Annotated in this window: 15 protein-coding genes; 7 read left to right on the forward strand and 8 right to left on the reverse strand. The window is 61.6% G+C overall.

The window, feature by feature from the left end:
* Positions 1-134: 134 nt before the first annotated feature.
* From ACP7CJ_RS02635 to ACP7CJ_RS02655, 5 genes are read right to left on the reverse strand one after another with little or no spacing between them, the layout of a single operon-like run.
* Positions 135-1,163, reverse strand: coding sequence for an AbrB family transcriptional regulator (locus tag ACP7CJ_RS02635; RefSeq protein ID WP_276196960.1), 1,029 nt, complete (start codon positions 1,161-1,163; stop codon positions 135-137).
* Positions 1,156-2,670 (reverse strand): tripartite tricarboxylate transporter permease, encoded by a 1,515-nt coding sequence (locus tag ACP7CJ_RS02640; RefSeq protein ID WP_247407932.1) that lies wholly within the window; start codon positions 2,668-2,670, stop codon positions 1,156-1,158. The genes ACP7CJ_RS02635 and ACP7CJ_RS02640 overlap by 8 nt, the downstream gene beginning before the upstream one ends.
* A gap of 1 nt (position 2,671) precedes the next feature.
* On the reverse strand, positions 2,672-3,130 hold the full coding sequence (locus ACP7CJ_RS02645) for a tripartite tricarboxylate transporter TctB family protein (protein WP_426099525.1): 459 nt from the start codon (positions 3,128-3,130) through the stop codon (positions 2,672-2,674).
* 60 nt (positions 3,131-3,190) lie between these two features.
* Positions 3,191-4,180: a Bug family tripartite tricarboxylate transporter substrate binding protein gene (locus ACP7CJ_RS02650; RefSeq protein ID WP_426099731.1), complete on the reverse strand. Its 990-nt coding sequence runs from the start codon at positions 4,178-4,180 to the stop codon at positions 3,191-3,193.
* A 41-nt stretch (positions 4,181-4,221) separates the two neighbouring features.
* Positions 4,222-5,514 carry an OprD family porin gene (locus ACP7CJ_RS02655; RefSeq protein WP_426099524.1) on the reverse strand — a complete coding sequence of 431 codons (1,293 nt, stop codon included), beginning with the start codon at positions 5,512-5,514 and terminating at the stop codon, positions 4,222-4,224.
* A gap of 235 nt (positions 5,515-5,749) precedes the next feature.
* On the opposite strand from ACP7CJ_RS02655, the gene ACP7CJ_RS02660 reads away from it, so the two are divergent.
* Positions 5,750-6,421: a response regulator gene (locus tag ACP7CJ_RS02660; RefSeq protein WP_276196963.1), complete on the forward strand. Its 672-nt coding sequence runs from the start codon at positions 5,750-5,752 to the stop codon at positions 6,419-6,421.
* Entirely contained in the window at positions 6,414-7,799 is a 1,386-nt protein-coding gene (locus ACP7CJ_RS02665; protein WP_276196964.1) for a sensor histidine kinase, read from the forward strand. The genes ACP7CJ_RS02660 and ACP7CJ_RS02665 overlap by 8 nt, the downstream gene beginning before the upstream one ends.
* On the opposite strand, the gene ACP7CJ_RS02670 is transcribed toward ACP7CJ_RS02665, so the two are convergent.
* Positions 7,800-8,621 (reverse strand): HDOD domain-containing protein, encoded by an 822-nt coding sequence (locus tag ACP7CJ_RS02670; RefSeq protein WP_426099523.1) that lies wholly within the window; start codon positions 8,619-8,621, stop codon positions 7,800-7,802.
* Between the two features lie 36 nt (positions 8,622-8,657).
* Complete coding sequence (locus ACP7CJ_RS02675) at positions 8,658-9,599, reverse strand: YgfZ/GcvT domain-containing protein (protein ID WP_426099522.1); 942 nt, start codon at positions 9,597-9,599, stop codon at positions 8,658-8,660.
* A 139-nt stretch (positions 9,600-9,738) separates the two neighbouring features.
* On the opposite strand from ACP7CJ_RS02675, the gene ACP7CJ_RS02680 reads away from it, so the two are divergent.
* Entirely contained in the window at positions 9,739-9,993 is a 255-nt protein-coding gene (locus ACP7CJ_RS02680; protein WP_247400426.1) for a succinate dehydrogenase assembly factor 2, read from the forward strand.
* Positions 9,977-10,426, forward strand: a complete 450-nt coding sequence (locus ACP7CJ_RS02685; protein ID WP_276196967.1) for a protein YgfX — start codon at positions 9,977-9,979, stop codon at positions 10,424-10,426. The genes ACP7CJ_RS02680 and ACP7CJ_RS02685 overlap by 17 nt, the downstream gene beginning before the upstream one ends.
* Here the strand turns inward: ACP7CJ_RS02685 and nadB are convergent.
* The gene (nadB, locus tag ACP7CJ_RS02690; RefSeq protein ID WP_426099521.1) at positions 10,395-12,011 is read right to left on the reverse strand and encodes an L-aspartate oxidase; all 1,617 of its coding nucleotides are present in this window, start codon (positions 12,009-12,011) and stop codon (positions 10,395-10,397) included. The genes ACP7CJ_RS02685 and nadB overlap by 32 nt on opposite strands.
* Before the next feature lie 462 nt (positions 12,012-12,473).
* Between nadB and rpoE the strand changes: the two genes are divergently transcribed.
* The 3 genes from rpoE to ACP7CJ_RS02705 are packed head-to-tail and all read left to right on the forward strand — an operon-like array spanning position 12,474 to position 14,654.
* The gene (gene rpoE, locus ACP7CJ_RS02695; protein ID WP_003172477.1) at positions 12,474-13,055 is read left to right on the forward strand and encodes an RNA polymerase sigma factor RpoE; all 582 of its coding nucleotides are present in this window, start codon (positions 12,474-12,476) and stop codon (positions 13,053-13,055) included.
* A gap of 32 nt (positions 13,056-13,087) precedes the next feature.
* Complete coding sequence (locus ACP7CJ_RS02700) at positions 13,088-13,675, forward strand: sigma-E factor negative regulatory protein (protein ID WP_247400432.1); 588 nt, start codon at positions 13,088-13,090, stop codon at positions 13,673-13,675.
* 16 nt (positions 13,676-13,691) lie between these two features.
* Positions 13,692-14,654, forward strand: coding sequence for a MucB/RseB C-terminal domain-containing protein (locus ACP7CJ_RS02705; protein ID WP_276196969.1), 963 nt, complete (start codon positions 13,692-13,694; stop codon positions 14,652-14,654).
* Positions 14,655-14,695 lie beyond the last annotated feature (41 nt).

A 14,695-nucleotide genomic window follows, 5' to 3' on the forward strand; every position in this document is an offset into this window, starting at 1 on the left:
GTGCAGGGCAAAGGGGCCGAAAAGGACCGGGGCACGCAAGGATTGAACGCAGAAGGGGCACGCGCAGGCTAGCTGTTAGAAATGACAGTGCCGACAGGCGGTAGTGACCCTGGGCGGGCCACCCTCGGCAGACGCTAGGGTTGGCGGTTCCAATGCCTGAACAACGGCTCCGCCAGAAACAACACGAACAACAAGCGCATCACCTGCATCGCCGTCACCAACGGCACCGACAGTTGCAGGGTTTCAGCGGTCAAACTCATCTCGGCAATACCGCCGGGCATCATGCCCAGCGTCAACGAGCGCAGGTCCAGTTGGGTCATCGCACTCAAGCCCACGGCGGCCAGCGTCGCCAGCACCATGGTCAAGGCGGTGCCGATCAAGGTGCGCGCCATGAACGACGGCGCACGGCGGAAGAACTGACGATTGAAGTGGCACGCCAAGCCGCTGCCGATCAGCCACTGGCCGAGCTGGCTGCCGCCGTCGGGCAGGCCGATGTGCAGGTCCCACACCACACTGGCGGTGGCACTCACCAGCAGCGGCCCGAACAACCACGGGTTCGGCTGACGCAAGCGCTGCCAGCCCCAGGCCACCAGCGCGCCGGCGGGAAACAGCAGCGCCAGCCAGGCCCAGCTCACGGGGGCTGGATGAAACTGCGGCGCGCCACCGTCGAGCACATACTTGAAGATCGCCGGTACGCACAGCACCACCACCAACACTCGCAGACTCTGCCCCGCCGCGACCCGGCTGAGCACCGCGCCATTGCGCGCGCCGAGGTTGACCATCTCGCCGGAACCGCCCGGCATGCTGGAGAAAAACGCAGTGGCGCGGTCTTCACCGCTGCGGCGCATCAACCACACGCCGACCACGCTCGACAGGCTGGTGACCAGCGCGCCGAAAAAGATCAAGCCGAAGTGGCTCATCACTTGCTCGATCACCACCGGGGTGAAGTGCAGGCCGATGCCGATGCCCACCACCCATTGCCCGCATTTGCGCCCGCCGGGAATCTCCGCCAACTGCCACGGCGTGAGGCAACGCACGAGGATGATCGCCAGCAATGAACCGACCATATACGGCAATGGCCAGCCGATCAGGCTGGCCAGGTAACCGCCGGCCAGACCGACCAGCGGTGTTCCCCACCAGTGTTTAAAGGTGGCCTCAGACATCGGCCACGGTACGACGCTGCAGCGCTCGTTTGCGATAGATGCGTACCAACGGGAACAGCAGCATCAAGGCGGTCAACACCCAGACGCCGAAGGTGATCGGGCTGGACCACAGGATCTCCAGCGCACCGTTGGAAATCGACAGCGCGCGGCGCAGGTTCTGTTCCATCAGGCCGCCGAGGATAAAGCCCAGCAACACCGGCGACAGCGGGAAGTCCAGCTTGCGCAGGATGTAGCCGAAGATGCCGATACCAATCATCAGGAACAGATCGAACGTGGTGGCATGCACCGCGTACACCCCGATTGCGGTGATGATCGCGATCACCGGCACCAGCGCCCAGTTCGGCACGGCAAGGATGCGCGTGAAGAGGCGGATCATCGGGATGTTGAGGATCACCAGCATGGTGTTGGCGATGAACAACGAGGCGATCAGGCCCCAGACGATATCCGGTTGCTGTTGGAACAACAGCGGGCCGGGCGTGATGTTGTACAGCGACAGAGCGCCGATCATCACCGCCGTGGTGCCCGAACCCGGTACGCCCAGGGTCAGCATCGGCACCAGTGCGCCGCAGGCGGAGGCGCCGATGGCGGTTTCCGGTGCAGCCAGACCGCGCATGTCACCCTGCCCGAATTTACCGCTGGCCCCGGCCAGGCGTTTCTCGGTCATGTAGGCCACCGCCGACGCCAAGGTCGCACCGGCGCCCGGTAATACGCCCATGATGAAACCGAGCAGGCCGCAACGGATGTTCACGGCAAACACCGACGAGGCTTCCTTCAGGTTAAACATCATCCGTCCGGTGGCTTTTACCGCTTCCTGGCCACGGTGGGTTTTTTCCAGCAGCAACAGGATCTCGCTGATGGAGAACAGGCCCAACACCAACACCACAAACTGGATGCCGTCGGTCAGGTGGATGTTATCGCCGGTAAAACGGTACACGCCGCTGTTGGCGTCGATGCCCACCGCCGACAGGAACAGGCCGATCAGCGCCGCGACAAAGGTCTTCAGCGGTTTGTCACCGGCCATGCCGCCGAGGCAGACAATCGCGAACACCATCAGTACGAAATATTCCGCCGGGCCGAAGGCAATCGCCCATTTGGCCAGCAGCGGGGCAAACAGCACCATGCCGCAGGTGGCGATAAACGCGCCGATGAACGAACTCCACGCCGACAACGACAAGGCCACACCGGCCAGGCCTTTGCGCGCCATTGGGTAACCGTCGAGGGTGGTCATCACGGTGGAGGCTTCGCCCGGGATGTTCAGCAGGATCGAGCTGATACGCCCGCCGTATTCGCAGCCCAGGTACACGGCCGCCAGCAGGATCAGCGCCGACTCCGGCGGCAGGCCCAGGGCGAACGCGATGGGGATCAACAGCGCCACGCCGTTGATCGGGCCCAGGCCCGGCAGCAGGCCGACCACGGTACCGATCAAGGTGCCGCACAACGCGGTCACCAGGTTGTAGGGGGACAGAGCAACGCCGAAGCCCTGGCCCAAATAGCCGAAAGTATCCATATCAGTTCTCCAGAACGTCGAGCAGGCCGAGGGGCAGCGGAACGTCCATGGCTTTATCGAACAGCAGATAAAGGCCGACGCTTATCAAGGTGATGATCACCGCGCTGGGCACCCAGCGGCCGCCATACAGCCGTGCCATCGGAATACCGATCAACATGCTGCTGAGAATGAAACCCAGGGATTCGAAGGTGCCGGCAAACACGATCAACAGCGCGACGCAGATACCGATCTTGATCAGGGTGGCGCGGTCCAGCGCGGGTTCTTCTTCGGTGTGCTGGGTCGGCTGCGGGCGAAACAGCATGTAGGTCAGCGCCAGGCTCATCAGCCCGAGCATCAGCAGCGGGTAGGCCCTAGGCCCCACGGGTTCGTAGGAAAACGACGCCTGGTAGGGCCAGGCCATCAATGCCAGGACCGCGCAGGCCAGCAGCAGCACGGCGGCGAATATGCGTTGTAAGAGCATCTAGAACTCCTGGGCCATGCCCCGGGTTCAGCAGGGCGTGGCCAAACGGCAGAGGGGCGATTACTGGATCAGGCCGAACTCTTTGGCCAGCACTTTGTAGTCCGCCACCTGTTTCTTCACGTAGGTGTCCAGCTCCGGGCCGGTCATGGCGAACGGGAACAGCTCGCGCTGGTCACGCAGCTTGGCGAAGTCTTCGGAGGCCAGCAGTTTGTCGAAGGCGTCTTTCCACCAGGCGTAGTCGGCATCGCTGACTTTTGGCCCGAGGTAGAAACCGCGCACCACCGGCCAGACGATGTCGTAGCCTTGCTCTTTGGCGGTGGGAATATTCTTCATTTCCGGCTCGTCCAGGCGCTCTTCGGAGAACACCGCGAGCAGACGCATGTCACCGCTGAGGATGTGCGGCATGGAGTCGGAGATGTCGGTACTGCCCACTTGGATATGCCCGCCGAGCAGGGCGGTGGCGATTTCACCGCCGCCTTCCAGCGCCACATAGCGCAGGTCGCGCGGGTTGATCCCGGCGGCTTTGGCGATCAGCGCGGTTTGCATCCAGTCCTGGCTACCCACGGTGCCGCCGGAACCGATGACCACCTTGCTCGGATCTTTCTTCAGTGCCTGCACCAGGTCGTCGAGATTTTTGTAAGGCGAATCACTTTTTACCGCAATCGCGCCGTAGCTGGTGCCGACCGCCGCCAGCCACCGCACGGCGCTTTCATCGAAACGCCCGAACTTGCCCTGGGCCAGGTTCAGCAGCGAACCGCTGGACCAGGCCACCAGGGTCCCACCGTCCGCCGGGCGCTGCGCGACCACGGCGTTGTAGGCCACCGCGCCCACGCCGCCGGGCATGTAGGTCACGCGCATCGGTTTGCTCAGCAGCTTCTCGTTGACCAGCGCGCTTTGCGCCAGTTTGCAGGTCAGGTCAAAACCGCCGCCGGGGGAGGCCGGCGCGATGCATTCCGGACGCTTGGGTTCGTCGGCGGCCAGCAGTTGGCCGGCGAACAGCAGGCAGCCGGCGGCGAGGGCGAATTTACGCAATGAAAGGGTCATGGTGATCTCCGTCGTTGTTGTTATGAGTGGCTATTACCAGGCACTGCTTACCAGAGCGCGACGCTGTAGCTGACCAGCAGGCGTACTTCATCGGCATCACGGGCTGAATAGTTGGAGCGATACGTCGCATTGCGCAGGCGCACGGCCACATCCTTGAACGTGCCGCTTTGCACCACGTACTTGATCTCGCTGTTGCGCTCCCACTCCTTGCCGGTTTCGCCGTTCTTGAGCTTGATATTGTCACCCGAGAGGTAACGGCTCATGAAACTCAGGCCGGGAATGCCCAGCTTGGCGAAGTCGAAGTCGTAGCGTGCCTGCCAGGAGCGCTCCTCGGCGCCGGCAAAGTCGTTGATCTGCACGAAGTTGACCAGGTACGGGTCGCTGCCATCCACATACGGGAACGCGCTGTCGCCGGACATGTGCTGGTAGCCGGCGCTGAGCTTATGGCCATTGAGGGCATAGCTGAACAGGCCGTTGAGGGAGGTGTTGTCGATTTTACCGCCACGGGCGGCGCCGGTGTCATCGCTGATCGCCAGGCGCAGGTCGGTGCCGAAGGTGCCGGGGCCCATCGGGCGGGCGGCCACCAGGCCGAGGAAGTGCTGACGGTACACGTCATCGAGCTGGGCGAAGTGGTAGCTGCCGGTGATCTTGTCGGCGAACTTGTAGTCGACGCCGCCGAAGTTGAAATGCTTGCCGGTGGCGCCACTCAGGAAGCGGCTGTTCTTGTTGTTGAGGGCGATGTCCTCGTAGTTGCTGTCGTCGCGGTCCTTGGCTTTATCCAGGCGGCCGCCGGTGAAGACCAGGTTCTTGAATTCTTTCGAGGTGATCAGGCCGCCGTTGAAGGTTTGCGGCAGGATGCGCCCGTCGTTGGGCTTGAGGATCGGCAGCTCGGGGATCAGCGCGCCGATCTTCAGCTCGGTGGCGGAGATCTTCACTTTGCCGGTCAGGCCCAGCTTGGAATACTCGTTGGCGGCGCGGCCATCGTCATGCGTGGGCAGCAGGCCGGTGCCGGTGCGGTCGGGGCTGGAGTCGAGCTTGACTCCGAGCATGCCCAGCGCATCCACGCCAAAGCCGACGGTGCCGTCGGTGTAGCCCGATTGCAGGTTGAGCATGAAGCCTTGGGCCCATTCGTCACGTTTGGATTGCTGGGCGCTGGTGCCATCGCGAAAGTCACGGTTGAAGTACATGTTGCGGGTTTCCAGGGTCGCGCTGCTGTCTTCGAAGAACGCGGCTTGGGCAAGCGGCGAAAAGCCGGCAAGGGTGGCGGCACTGGCGAGGGCGGTCTGGGTCAGGCGGGAAAAACGTACAGGCGGGTAAGCCTGGGGCTGTGTCGACAGCATCGTTGAGTACTCCGTTATTGTTCTTATTTTGGCGAAAACGCTTCGAGGCGTTTTTCGGGCGCTACGGGTCAGGTAGCTTGGCGGGCATGGCCTACCGTGGCTGGATGCTAAAGGGTGAAACTTTCATTAACCTTTCAGTTGCCTTTCAATGTTTTCGGGCTTCACAGGCTAGGCCGCGCCTGTAAACTGCCTCGCAAAGCGTGGCGCCGACCACCCCCGAATGAGGTAAAAATCCATGCGCGTCCTTCTGGTTGAAGACCATTTGCAACTGGCTGAAAGTGTCGCCCAGGCGCTCAAGAGCACGGGTTTGACCGTCGACGTGTTGCACGATGGCGTGTCCGCTGACCTGGCCTTGAGCAGTGAGGAATACGCGGTGGCGATCCTTGATGTGGGCTTGCCGCGCATGGATGGTTTCGAGGTGCTGGCGCGTTTGCGAGCGCGTGGGAAAAATCTGCCGGTGCTGATGCTGACGGCGCGCAGTGATGTGAAAGACCGCGTGCATGGCCTGAACCTGGGCGCCGACGACTACCTGGCCAAGCCGTTTGAGCTGACGGAGCTAGAGGCGCGGGTCAAGGCGCTGTTGCGGCGCAGCGTGCTCGGCGGCGAGCGCCAGCAGGCGTGCGGCGTACTGGTCTACGACCTCGACATCCGCCGTTTCACGGTCGGCGGCGAGTTGATGACCCTCACGTCCCGCGAGCAAGCCGTGCTTGAAGCGCTGATCGCGCGGCCGGGCCGGGTGATGAGTAAGGAGCAACTGGCTTCCCAGGTGTTTGGCCTCGACGAAGAAGCCAGCCCGGATGCCATCGAAATCTACATACATCGCCTGCGCAAGAAACTCGACGGCCAGCCCATCGCCATCGTGACGTTCCGTGGCCTCGGCTACCTGCTGGAAGCCCGCGATGCATAAGCCCAGCAGCCTGCGCTGGCGGCTGTTATGGAACCTGGCGCTGTTGCTGGTGCTGTTGATGGTCGCCAGCGGCATGAGCGCCTACTGGAACGGCCGCGAAGCCGCCGACACCGCCTATGACCGCACCCTGCTGGCCTCGGCACGCACGATTGCCGCCGGCCTGACCCAGGTCGACGGCACTTTGAGCGCGAATGTGCCGTATGTGGCGCTGGACACGTTTGCCTACGACAGCGCCGGGCGTATTTATTACCAGGTCAATGACATTGATCAAAAGCTGATTTCCGGTTACGAAAACCTGCCCGGCCCGCCACCTGGCACGCCGCGCACCGATGACTACCCGGCGTTGGCACGTTTTTACGACGCCACGTACCAGGGCCAGGCCGTGCGCGTAGTGAGCCTGCTCAAGGCGGTCTCCGAACCGAACATGAATGGCATGGCGGAAATCCGCGTGGCCGAGACCGATGAAGCGCGCGTCAGCATGGCCCGCGGCCTGATGGCCGACACCTTGCTGCGCCTGGGCATGCTCGCCATCGGCGCATTGTTGCTGGTGTGGTTTGCCGTGAGCGCGGCGTTGCGCCCGCTGGAGCGCCTGCGCACGGCCGTGGAAGAGCGCCAGCCCGATGACCTGCGGCCATTACCGCTGGTCGAAGTGCAGCTTGAGTTCGGCCCGCTGGTGCGTTCCCTCAACCATTTCACCGAACGCCTGCGGGGCCAGTTCGAGCGTCAGGCGCAGTTTATCGCTGACGCTGCCCACGAACTGCGCACGCCACTGGCCGCGCTCAAGGCACGCCTGGAACTTGGCCTGCGCGCCGAAGATCCGGCCATCTGGCGCAGCACCTTGCAAACCGCCGCGCAAGGCACCGATCGCCTGACCCATCTGGCCAATCAATTGCTGTCCCTGGCGCGCATCGAAAACGGCGCACGGGCGATTGCCGAAGGTGGCGCGCAACTGCTCGACCTCAGCCAGTTGGCCCGCGAGCTGGGCATGGCCATGGCGCCGTTGGCCCATGCGCGTGGGGTGGCGCTGGCGCTGGAGGCGGACACACCTGTGTGGATGCGCGGGGAGCCGACGCTGCTCAACGAGCTGCTGAGCAACCTGGTGGATAACGCCCTGGCCCATACGCCGCCCGGCGGCAATGTGATCCTGCGCGTGACGGCACCGGCGGTGCTGGAAGTGGAAGATGATGGCCCAGGCATTCCGCTGGACGAGCGCGACCGCGTGTTCGAGCGCTTCTATCGTCGCAGCCAGCAGGGCATGGGCTCTGGCCTTGGCCTGGCGATTGTTGGTGAAATCTGTCGCGCGCATTTGGCCCAGATCAGCCTGCATGATGGCGAATCGGCAGGCTTGAAAGTGCGGGTCAGTTTTATCGCCGGTTGATCAGTAGAACATCGACCGTGCTTCGTCCAGCTCTGCACGCACGCTGTCGCTGTAAGGGTCCAGGCGCAGCTTCTTGATCGCCGGCAGGCTGGAGACCGGCACATCCGCCAGTGGATGCGCGGTGCCACGATGGCAATACAGCACGGCAACTTGGACCAGGTCGATATAGTCGAGGCGCGCAGAGTCGCGTTCCAGGTCGAGGTATTGGCCTGGCAGTTTCGCCAGCATTTCCGGGAAGTCCCAGACCGCTAGCAGTTTGTCGCCGAGCATCGGGTGGATGCTCTCGATCATGTGGTTGAGGCTGACCGAATCAGAGAGCAATTCGTAATGGTCTTCGGCGTAGGTCAGGATCGGCAGCACACCGATCTGATGCACCAGCCCGCCGAGCGCTGCCTGGTCCGGCTTGAGCTGGCTGTGGCTGCGGCACAAGGCATAGCTGACGCCGGCCACTTCCAGGCTGCGGCGCCAGACGTCGCGCATTTTCTGTTCGACCACTTCGGAGCGGGCGTGGAAGATCTGCTCCATCACCAGGCCGATCGCCAAGTTGCTGCTGTAGTTGGTGCCCAGCCGGGTGATGGCGGTGTGCAGGTCGGTGACTTCCTGCGTCGCCCGCAACAGCGGGCTGTTGACCACTTTGATCAAGCGCGCCGACAACGCGGTGTCGCGACCGATCACTTTGCTCAAGTGGCTGATGCCGATCTCCGGGTCTTCGGCGGCCTGACGAATGTTCAGGGCCACTTCCGGTAATGTCGGCAGCACCAGGTCATCGTTTTTGATGGCCGCAATCAAAGCCTGTTGGACTTTTTCCGCCAGCTCGTTCATTCATGCTCTCTAAGGTGTTGCAAAGGGGTGCGGCGATCAGTGCTGGATCTCTCGATCCCGGTCCAGTTGGTACGGCAGCTCAAGCAGTTGCAAGCCGGGACCTTCGAGGGTGCCTAAATGCACATCGCCACTCTCGGCAGCTTCGGCTTGCAGCACGGCCAGAAGTTCCACCCCTTGGTCAGCTTTTGCCGCGATCACCACTTCGCCGATCGAACTGTTGTGGCTGGGAGAAAACAGTGGTGTGCCGGGCTCGGGCAATTCAGTGGCATTCAGGCTCAGGCGGTACAGGCGACGCTTGAGCTTGCCCAGGTACTGCATGCGCGCGACGATTTCCTGGCCGGTGTAGCAGCCTTTCTTGAAGCTGACGCCGCCCACGGCCTGCAGATTAAGCATCTGTGGGATAAACAGCTCGCGGGTCTGCGGCATGACCTGGCCGATGCCGGCGCGGACCTGGCCCAGCAGCCACTCATTCAAGTCAGCCTGTTGCAACTGCGCGGCCAATTGGCTGCGCACGGCTTCGGCTTGCTCGGCGGACGCCCAAAGTTCGATGCGACCTGGGGATACGCGGATGGCGATCAAATGTTCGCTGCGGGCGACGCTGTCGGTCGCGGCCGGCAGTTCCAGGCCCAGGCTTGCCAGCGCTTGATCCGCGTCCGCCAGGCCGAAACGCACCCAGGCGGCGCTTTCGTCGGTGAGTTTGGATTTGGAGAACACCGCGTATTTCTTCAGGTCCGCCAGTTGCGGTTCCAGCAACTCGGTGGCCATGGCAAGCAGTACGCCATCACCTTGCAACAGGATGCGAAAGCTCGACTGCATGCGGCCTTTTTGCGTGCAGCGCGCGCCGAGGCTGGCCTGAGTGTCGCTCAGATAATTAAGGTTACAGGTGAGTTGGCCCTGCAAGAACTTGGCAGCGTCGGCACCGCGGACGGCGAGAACGCCTTCGTGGGTGATGGGGCAGAAGAAAGCAGAGTCAGCCATGGGTCATCGCAGGTCAAAAAGTCTAGGTGCATCATAGAGGGGCGCCCGGCAAATGGATAGTTTCTGTAGGGTGCGACCAAAGCCGACTGTTCCGGTGCCTTAGGGCCTGTATACTTGCGATCTATTTGAGGAGCGTTCCATGGTCGAAGATGTAGAACTTAATCGCCTCTACTGGCACAGCCGTCGCGGCATGCTTGAGCTGGATGTGTTGTTGGTGCCGTTCGTCAGAGAGGTTTACTCGACCCTCAACCAAGTGGATCGCGACTGTTACGTCCGCCTGCTGGAATGCGAAGACCAGGACATGTTCGGCTGGTTCATGGAACGTGCCGAATCGGAAGACCCGGAGCTGCAGCGTATGGTTCGGATGATTCTGGATCGTGTCCAGCCCAAGTAATCCCGTCTTCGAATGCCGCTGGCAGGCCTCGCGGCGTTTGCTGGCGGCCTATCTCCTTGCCCAGTCGTTCGCGCTGGGTGCGCTGCTGCTTCTCGACCTGCCTTATTCAAGCCTTGGCCTGTTGCTGTGCCTGGCTCACGCCGCCTGGGTTGTCCCGCGCCATATCCGGCTGACTCACCGTTCGTCGATTCGCGGCCTGCGCCGTGATGAAAACGGGTGGCAGCTATGGAGCGCTGCGCGTGGCTGGCACCGCGTGCAGCTACGTCCCGATAGCCTGGCGCTGCCGTTGATCGTAGTGCTGCGCTATCGGGTACAGGGCGAATGGGCGGTGCGGTCGATCTGCGTGCCCAGCGATTCGCAGGCCGCCGATGTCCACCGGCGCCTGCGGGTTCGCCTGAAGTTCAGTCGCCGTAGGTGGTTGGCACCAGAATAGTGTCCCGGGCCTCGGGCAGCATCTGCGGGTAGTCGAGCGTGTAATGCAGGCCCCGGCTTTCCTTGCGCTCCATGGCCGAGCGGATCATCAGTTCGGCCACTTGGGCCAGGTTGCGCAACTCAATCAAGTCGCGGCTGACTTTATAGTTGCTGTAGAACTCGTCGATCTCATCCAGCAACAGGCGCACGCGGTGTTGCGCGCGTTGCAGGCGTTTGTTGGTGCGCACGATGCCTACGTAGTCCCACATGAAGCGCCGCAGTTCGTCCCAGTTGTGGGCGATGATCACGTCTTCGTCCGAATCGGTCACCTGGCTGGCGTCCCAGCGGGGCAGGGCGTCGGGTACGGGGATGTGCGGCAGTTGTTCAAGAATGTCTGCCGCCGCCGAACGCGCATAGACGAAACATTCGAGCAGCGAGTTGCTGGCCATGCGGTTGGCGCCGTGCAGGCCGGTGAAGCTGGTTTCGCCGATTGCGTACAGGCCGGGAACGTCGGTGCGCCCGTGTTGGTCGACCATCACGCCGCCGCAGGTGTAGTGCGCGGCCGGCACCACCGGAATCGGGCCTTTGGTGATGTCGATATTGAAAGTCAGGCAGCGCTCGTAGACCGTCGGGAAGTGGGTCTTGATGAATGCTTCGGGTTTGTGGCTGATGTCCAGGTAGACGCAGTCGATGCCCAGGCGCTTCATTTCATGGTCGATGGCGCGGGCGACGATGTCGCGCGGCGCCAGTTCGGCGCGCGGGTCGAAGCGCTGCATGAAGCGCTCGCCATTCGGCAGTTTCAAGTGTGCGCCTTCGCCGCGCAGGGCTTCGGTGATCAGGAAACTCTTGGCCTGCGGGTGGTACAGGCAGGTGGGGTGGAACTGGTTGAATTCCAGGTTGGCCACCCGGCAGCCCGAGCGCCAGGCCATGGCGATGCCGTCGCCACAGGCACCGTCGGGGTTGCTGGTATAGAGATAGACCTTGGCCGCGCCGCCCGAGGCGAGAAGGGTGAAGCGGGCGCCGTAGGTGTCGACTTCGCCGCTGTTGCGGTTGAGCACGTAGGCGCCGAGGCAGCGCTCGCCCGACAGGCCCAGGCGTTTCTCGGTGATCAGGTCGACGGCGACCCGTTGCTCCAGCAATTCGATGTTCGGGCGTTGGCGGGCTTGTTCGAGCAGGGTCTTGAAGATCGCGGCACCGGTGGCGTCGGCGGCGTGGATGATGCGCCGATGGCTGTGCCCGCCTTCGCGGGTCAGGTGGAACTCGAAGCCGCCGTCATCAGTGCCCGCGTGATCATCACGGGTAAACGGCACACCTTGGTCGATCAGCCATTGAATGGCTTCGCGGCTATGTTCGACGGTAAAGCGCACCGCGTCTTCGTGGCACAGGCCGCCGCCGGCGTTGAGGGTGTCATCGATGTGGGACTGCACCGTGTCGGTGTCGTCCAGTACGGCGGCAACACCGCCCTGGGCCCAGAACGTCGAGCCATTGGCCAGGTCGCCTTTACTCAGCACTGCAATGCGCAGGTGGCTGGGGAGGGTCAGCGCAAGGCTTAAGCCGGCTGCGCCGCTGCCGATCACCAGCACATCGTGTTGAAACTGTTGGCTCATTTGAAGGATTCCGCAAAAAGCGATCCACAGGGGCTGGCGCAAACAGGACGCCTGGATCGGCGAATCAAAGGGTCACACGGGCTACTAGTATATAGAGGGGGGGAGCGGCACAATAGCCGCGCATTCGTGGCAATGTGAAATTACGGTGCACGGCCAAGGTAAATAGACCGGTTATTGAAGTGGGAACTTTTTGCATAAGCCCCGACTCAATAGCAGGTTGCCCGAAAGCTGGGAAAACGTTGAGTTTATTGGCCCGTCGGGAGCATTGGACGCGTCAGGAAACCGGCGACAAGATTATTCGCGCAGCCGGCGTTGCCCGCGCTGCGTTTTTCGTGTGTGCCAAATCAGTGCATGCCGGAAACTTGCTTGGAGGGGAGAACTTTTGCGAAAAGTACGAGTCTATGTTTGCAAGCCTGATCGTTCAGTTATGCAAGCCTCCTTTAAGTACAACGAGGAGTGTTCATGCTAACCCAGGAAGAGGATCAGCAGCTGGTCGAGCGCGTTCAACGCGGCGACAAGCGAGCTTTTGATCTGCTAGTGCTGAAATACCAGCACAAAATTCTCGGGTTGATCGTGCGGTTTGTGCACGACACCCATGAAGCGCAGGACGTTGCACAGGAAGCCTTTATCAAGGCATACCGTGCACTGGGCAATTTTCGCGGTGACAGTGCGTTTTACACGTGGCTCTACCGCATCGCCATCAACACGGCGAAGAACTATCTGGTGTCTCGCGGACGCCGCCCACCGGATAGTGATGTCAGTTCGGAAGATGCAGAATTTTACGATGGTGATCACGGCCTCAAAGATCTCGAGTCGCCGGAGCGTGCATTGCTGCGCGACGAGATCGAAGGCACCGTCCATCGCACTATTCAGCAACTGCCAGAAGATTTGCGTACTGCGTTAACTTTACGTGAATTCGATGGTCTGAGTTATGAAGACATTGCGAGCGTCATGCAGTGTCCGGTGGGGACTGTAAGGTCACGGATTTTCCGGGCCCGGGAAGCCATCGATAAAGCCTTGCAACCGTTGTTGCAGGAAAACTAAAGACAGCGGCGACAGCCAAGAGAGGAACCGCCATGAGTCGTGATGCCCTGCAGGAATCGCTGTCCGCAGTGATGGATAACGAAGCGGATGAACTGGAACTTCGTCGGGTGCTCAACGCATTCGATGATGCCGAAACCCGTGATACCTGGTCTCGTTACCAAGTCGCTCGGGCGGTGATGCACAAGGATCTTCTAATCCCTCGTCTGGATATTGCTGCGGCCGTTTCTGCTGCACTGGCTGATGAAGCCGTTCCGGCAAAAGCTGCACGGGGTCCATGGCGTAGCCTGGGTCGCCTGGCAGTGGCCGCCTCGGTGACTGTTGCCGTACTGGCCGGTGTTCGCCTGTACAACCAGGACGAAATCGCCGGTGCCGAACTGGCCCAGCAGACTCAGCAACCGATCATGGCGGGTCCGCAAGTCAAAGGCCCCGCCGTACTGGCAGGCTACAAGGAAAGCTCCGACACTACCGGCCCGATGGCGAACGGTGTGCTTCAAGGGCAATCCGGCTGGCAAGATCAGCGTCTTCCAGGCTACCTGCGCCAACACGCACAGGAATCAGCCTTGAAAGGCACTGAAAGCGCTCTGCCATATGCTCGTGCGGCAAGCCTGGAAAACCGCTAAACCGTTGAGGAGCCCTATGCGCGCCATACCGCTCCTTACGCTTTTGCTCGGTGGTTGGTTTGCACTCCCCGCCCATGCTGATGAAGCCCAAGACTGGCTGACTCGACTTGGGCGTGCAGAGCAACAGCAAAGCTTCCAAGGTACGTTCGTCTACGAGCGTAACGGCAATTTTTCTACCCATGACATCTGGCATCGTGTCCAGGACGGTCAGGTCCGCGAGCGGCTTTTGCAGCTCGATGGTTCGGCTCAGGAAGTCGTGCGGGTAGACGGTCGGACGCAATGCGTCAGCGGTACTCTTGTCGCCGGCCTCGGCAATTCGCGTGATGCACCGTCACGTGCGCTTGATCCGCAAAAACTCACGCAATTCTACGAACTGGCCGTCATCGGCAAATCTCGCGTGGCCGGTCGAAATGCGGTGATTGTATCGATCACCCCACGTGACCAATACCGCTATGGTTTTGAGTTGCACCTGGACCGGGATACCGCGTTGCCTCTTAAATCCCTGCTGTTGAACGACCAGGGGCAGTTGCTGGAGCGTTTCCAGTTCACCCGATTGAACACCTCGGTCACGCCGGATGATCGCGACTTGCAACCTACTGGCGATTGCACGCCGATTGCAGTCGCTACGGCTAAAACGGCAGAGGTGCAACCTACCGAAGAATGGCATCTGGAATGGCTGCCGCCGGGTTTTCAGCTAACCAACAGCAGTGCGCGCAAAGACACCCAGACCAAAGCGACGGTCGACAGTCGGATGTATGAAGATGGGTTGGCACGGTTTTCGGTGTTCCTTGAACCGATCAGCGGGGCAAGCGTTACGGAGACCCGTACCCAGTTGGGCCCGACGGTGGCGGTGTCGCGTCGGCTGAATACGGTGGATGGCGAAATGATGGTCACGGTGGTTGGCGAAATTCCCATCGGCACCGCTGAGCGCCTCGCGCTGTCGGTGCGCGTTGAAAAAATGCCTGCCGCCAAGCCGTGAATCGTTAATCTTATGTTCATCCTGGCCTTTCACTCTAATTC

Origin of the sequence: Pseudomonas sp. PSPC3-2 (assembly GCF_049897085.1) — a bacterium.
Taxonomy (GTDB): Bacteria; Pseudomonadota; Gammaproteobacteria; order Pseudomonadales; family Pseudomonadaceae; genus Aquipseudomonas; species Aquipseudomonas paraveronii.

Coding starts and splice junctions, on each gene's coding strand:
- ACP7CJ_RS02635 (WP_276196960.1), bottom strand. CDS start 1,163: ATGTCTGAGGCCACCTTTAAACACTGGTGGGGAACACCGCTGGTCGGT.
- ACP7CJ_RS02640 (WP_247407932.1), bottom strand. CDS start 2,670: ATGGATACTTTCGGCTATTTGGGCCAGGGCTTCGGCGTTGCTCTGTCC.
- ACP7CJ_RS02645 (WP_426099525.1), bottom strand. CDS start 3,130: ATGCTCTTACAACGCATATTCGCCGCCGTGCTGCTGCTGGCCTGCGCG.
- ACP7CJ_RS02655 (WP_426099524.1), bottom strand. CDS start 5,514: ATGCTGTCGACACAGCCCCAGGCTTACCCGCCTGTACGTTTTTCCCGC.
- ACP7CJ_RS02660 (WP_276196963.1), top strand. CDS start 5,750: ATGCGCGTCCTTCTGGTTGAAGACCATTTGCAACTGGCTGAAAGTGTC.
- ACP7CJ_RS02665 (WP_276196964.1), top strand. CDS start 6,414: ATGCATAAGCCCAGCAGCCTGCGCTGGCGGCTGTTATGGAACCTGGCG.
- ACP7CJ_RS02670 (WP_426099523.1), bottom strand. CDS start 8,621: ATGAACGAGCTGGCGGAAAAAGTCCAACAGGCTTTGATTGCGGCCATC.
- ACP7CJ_RS02675 (WP_426099522.1), bottom strand. CDS start 9,599: ATGGCTGACTCTGCTTTCTTCTGCCCCATCACCCACGAAGGCGTTCTC.
- ACP7CJ_RS02680 (WP_247400426.1), top strand. CDS start 9,739: ATGGTCGAAGATGTAGAACTTAATCGCCTCTACTGGCACAGCCGTCGC.
- nadB (WP_426099521.1), bottom strand. CDS start 12,011: ATGAGCCAACAGTTTCAACACGATGTGCTGGTGATCGGCAGCGGCGCA.
- rpoE (WP_003172477.1), top strand. CDS start 12,474: ATGCTAACCCAGGAAGAGGATCAGCAGCTGGTCGAGCGCGTTCAACGC.
- ACP7CJ_RS02700 (WP_247400432.1), top strand. CDS start 13,088: ATGAGTCGTGATGCCCTGCAGGAATCGCTGTCCGCAGTGATGGATAAC.
- ACP7CJ_RS02705 (WP_276196969.1), top strand. CDS start 13,692: ATGCGCGCCATACCGCTCCTTACGCTTTTGCTCGGTGGTTGGTTTGCA.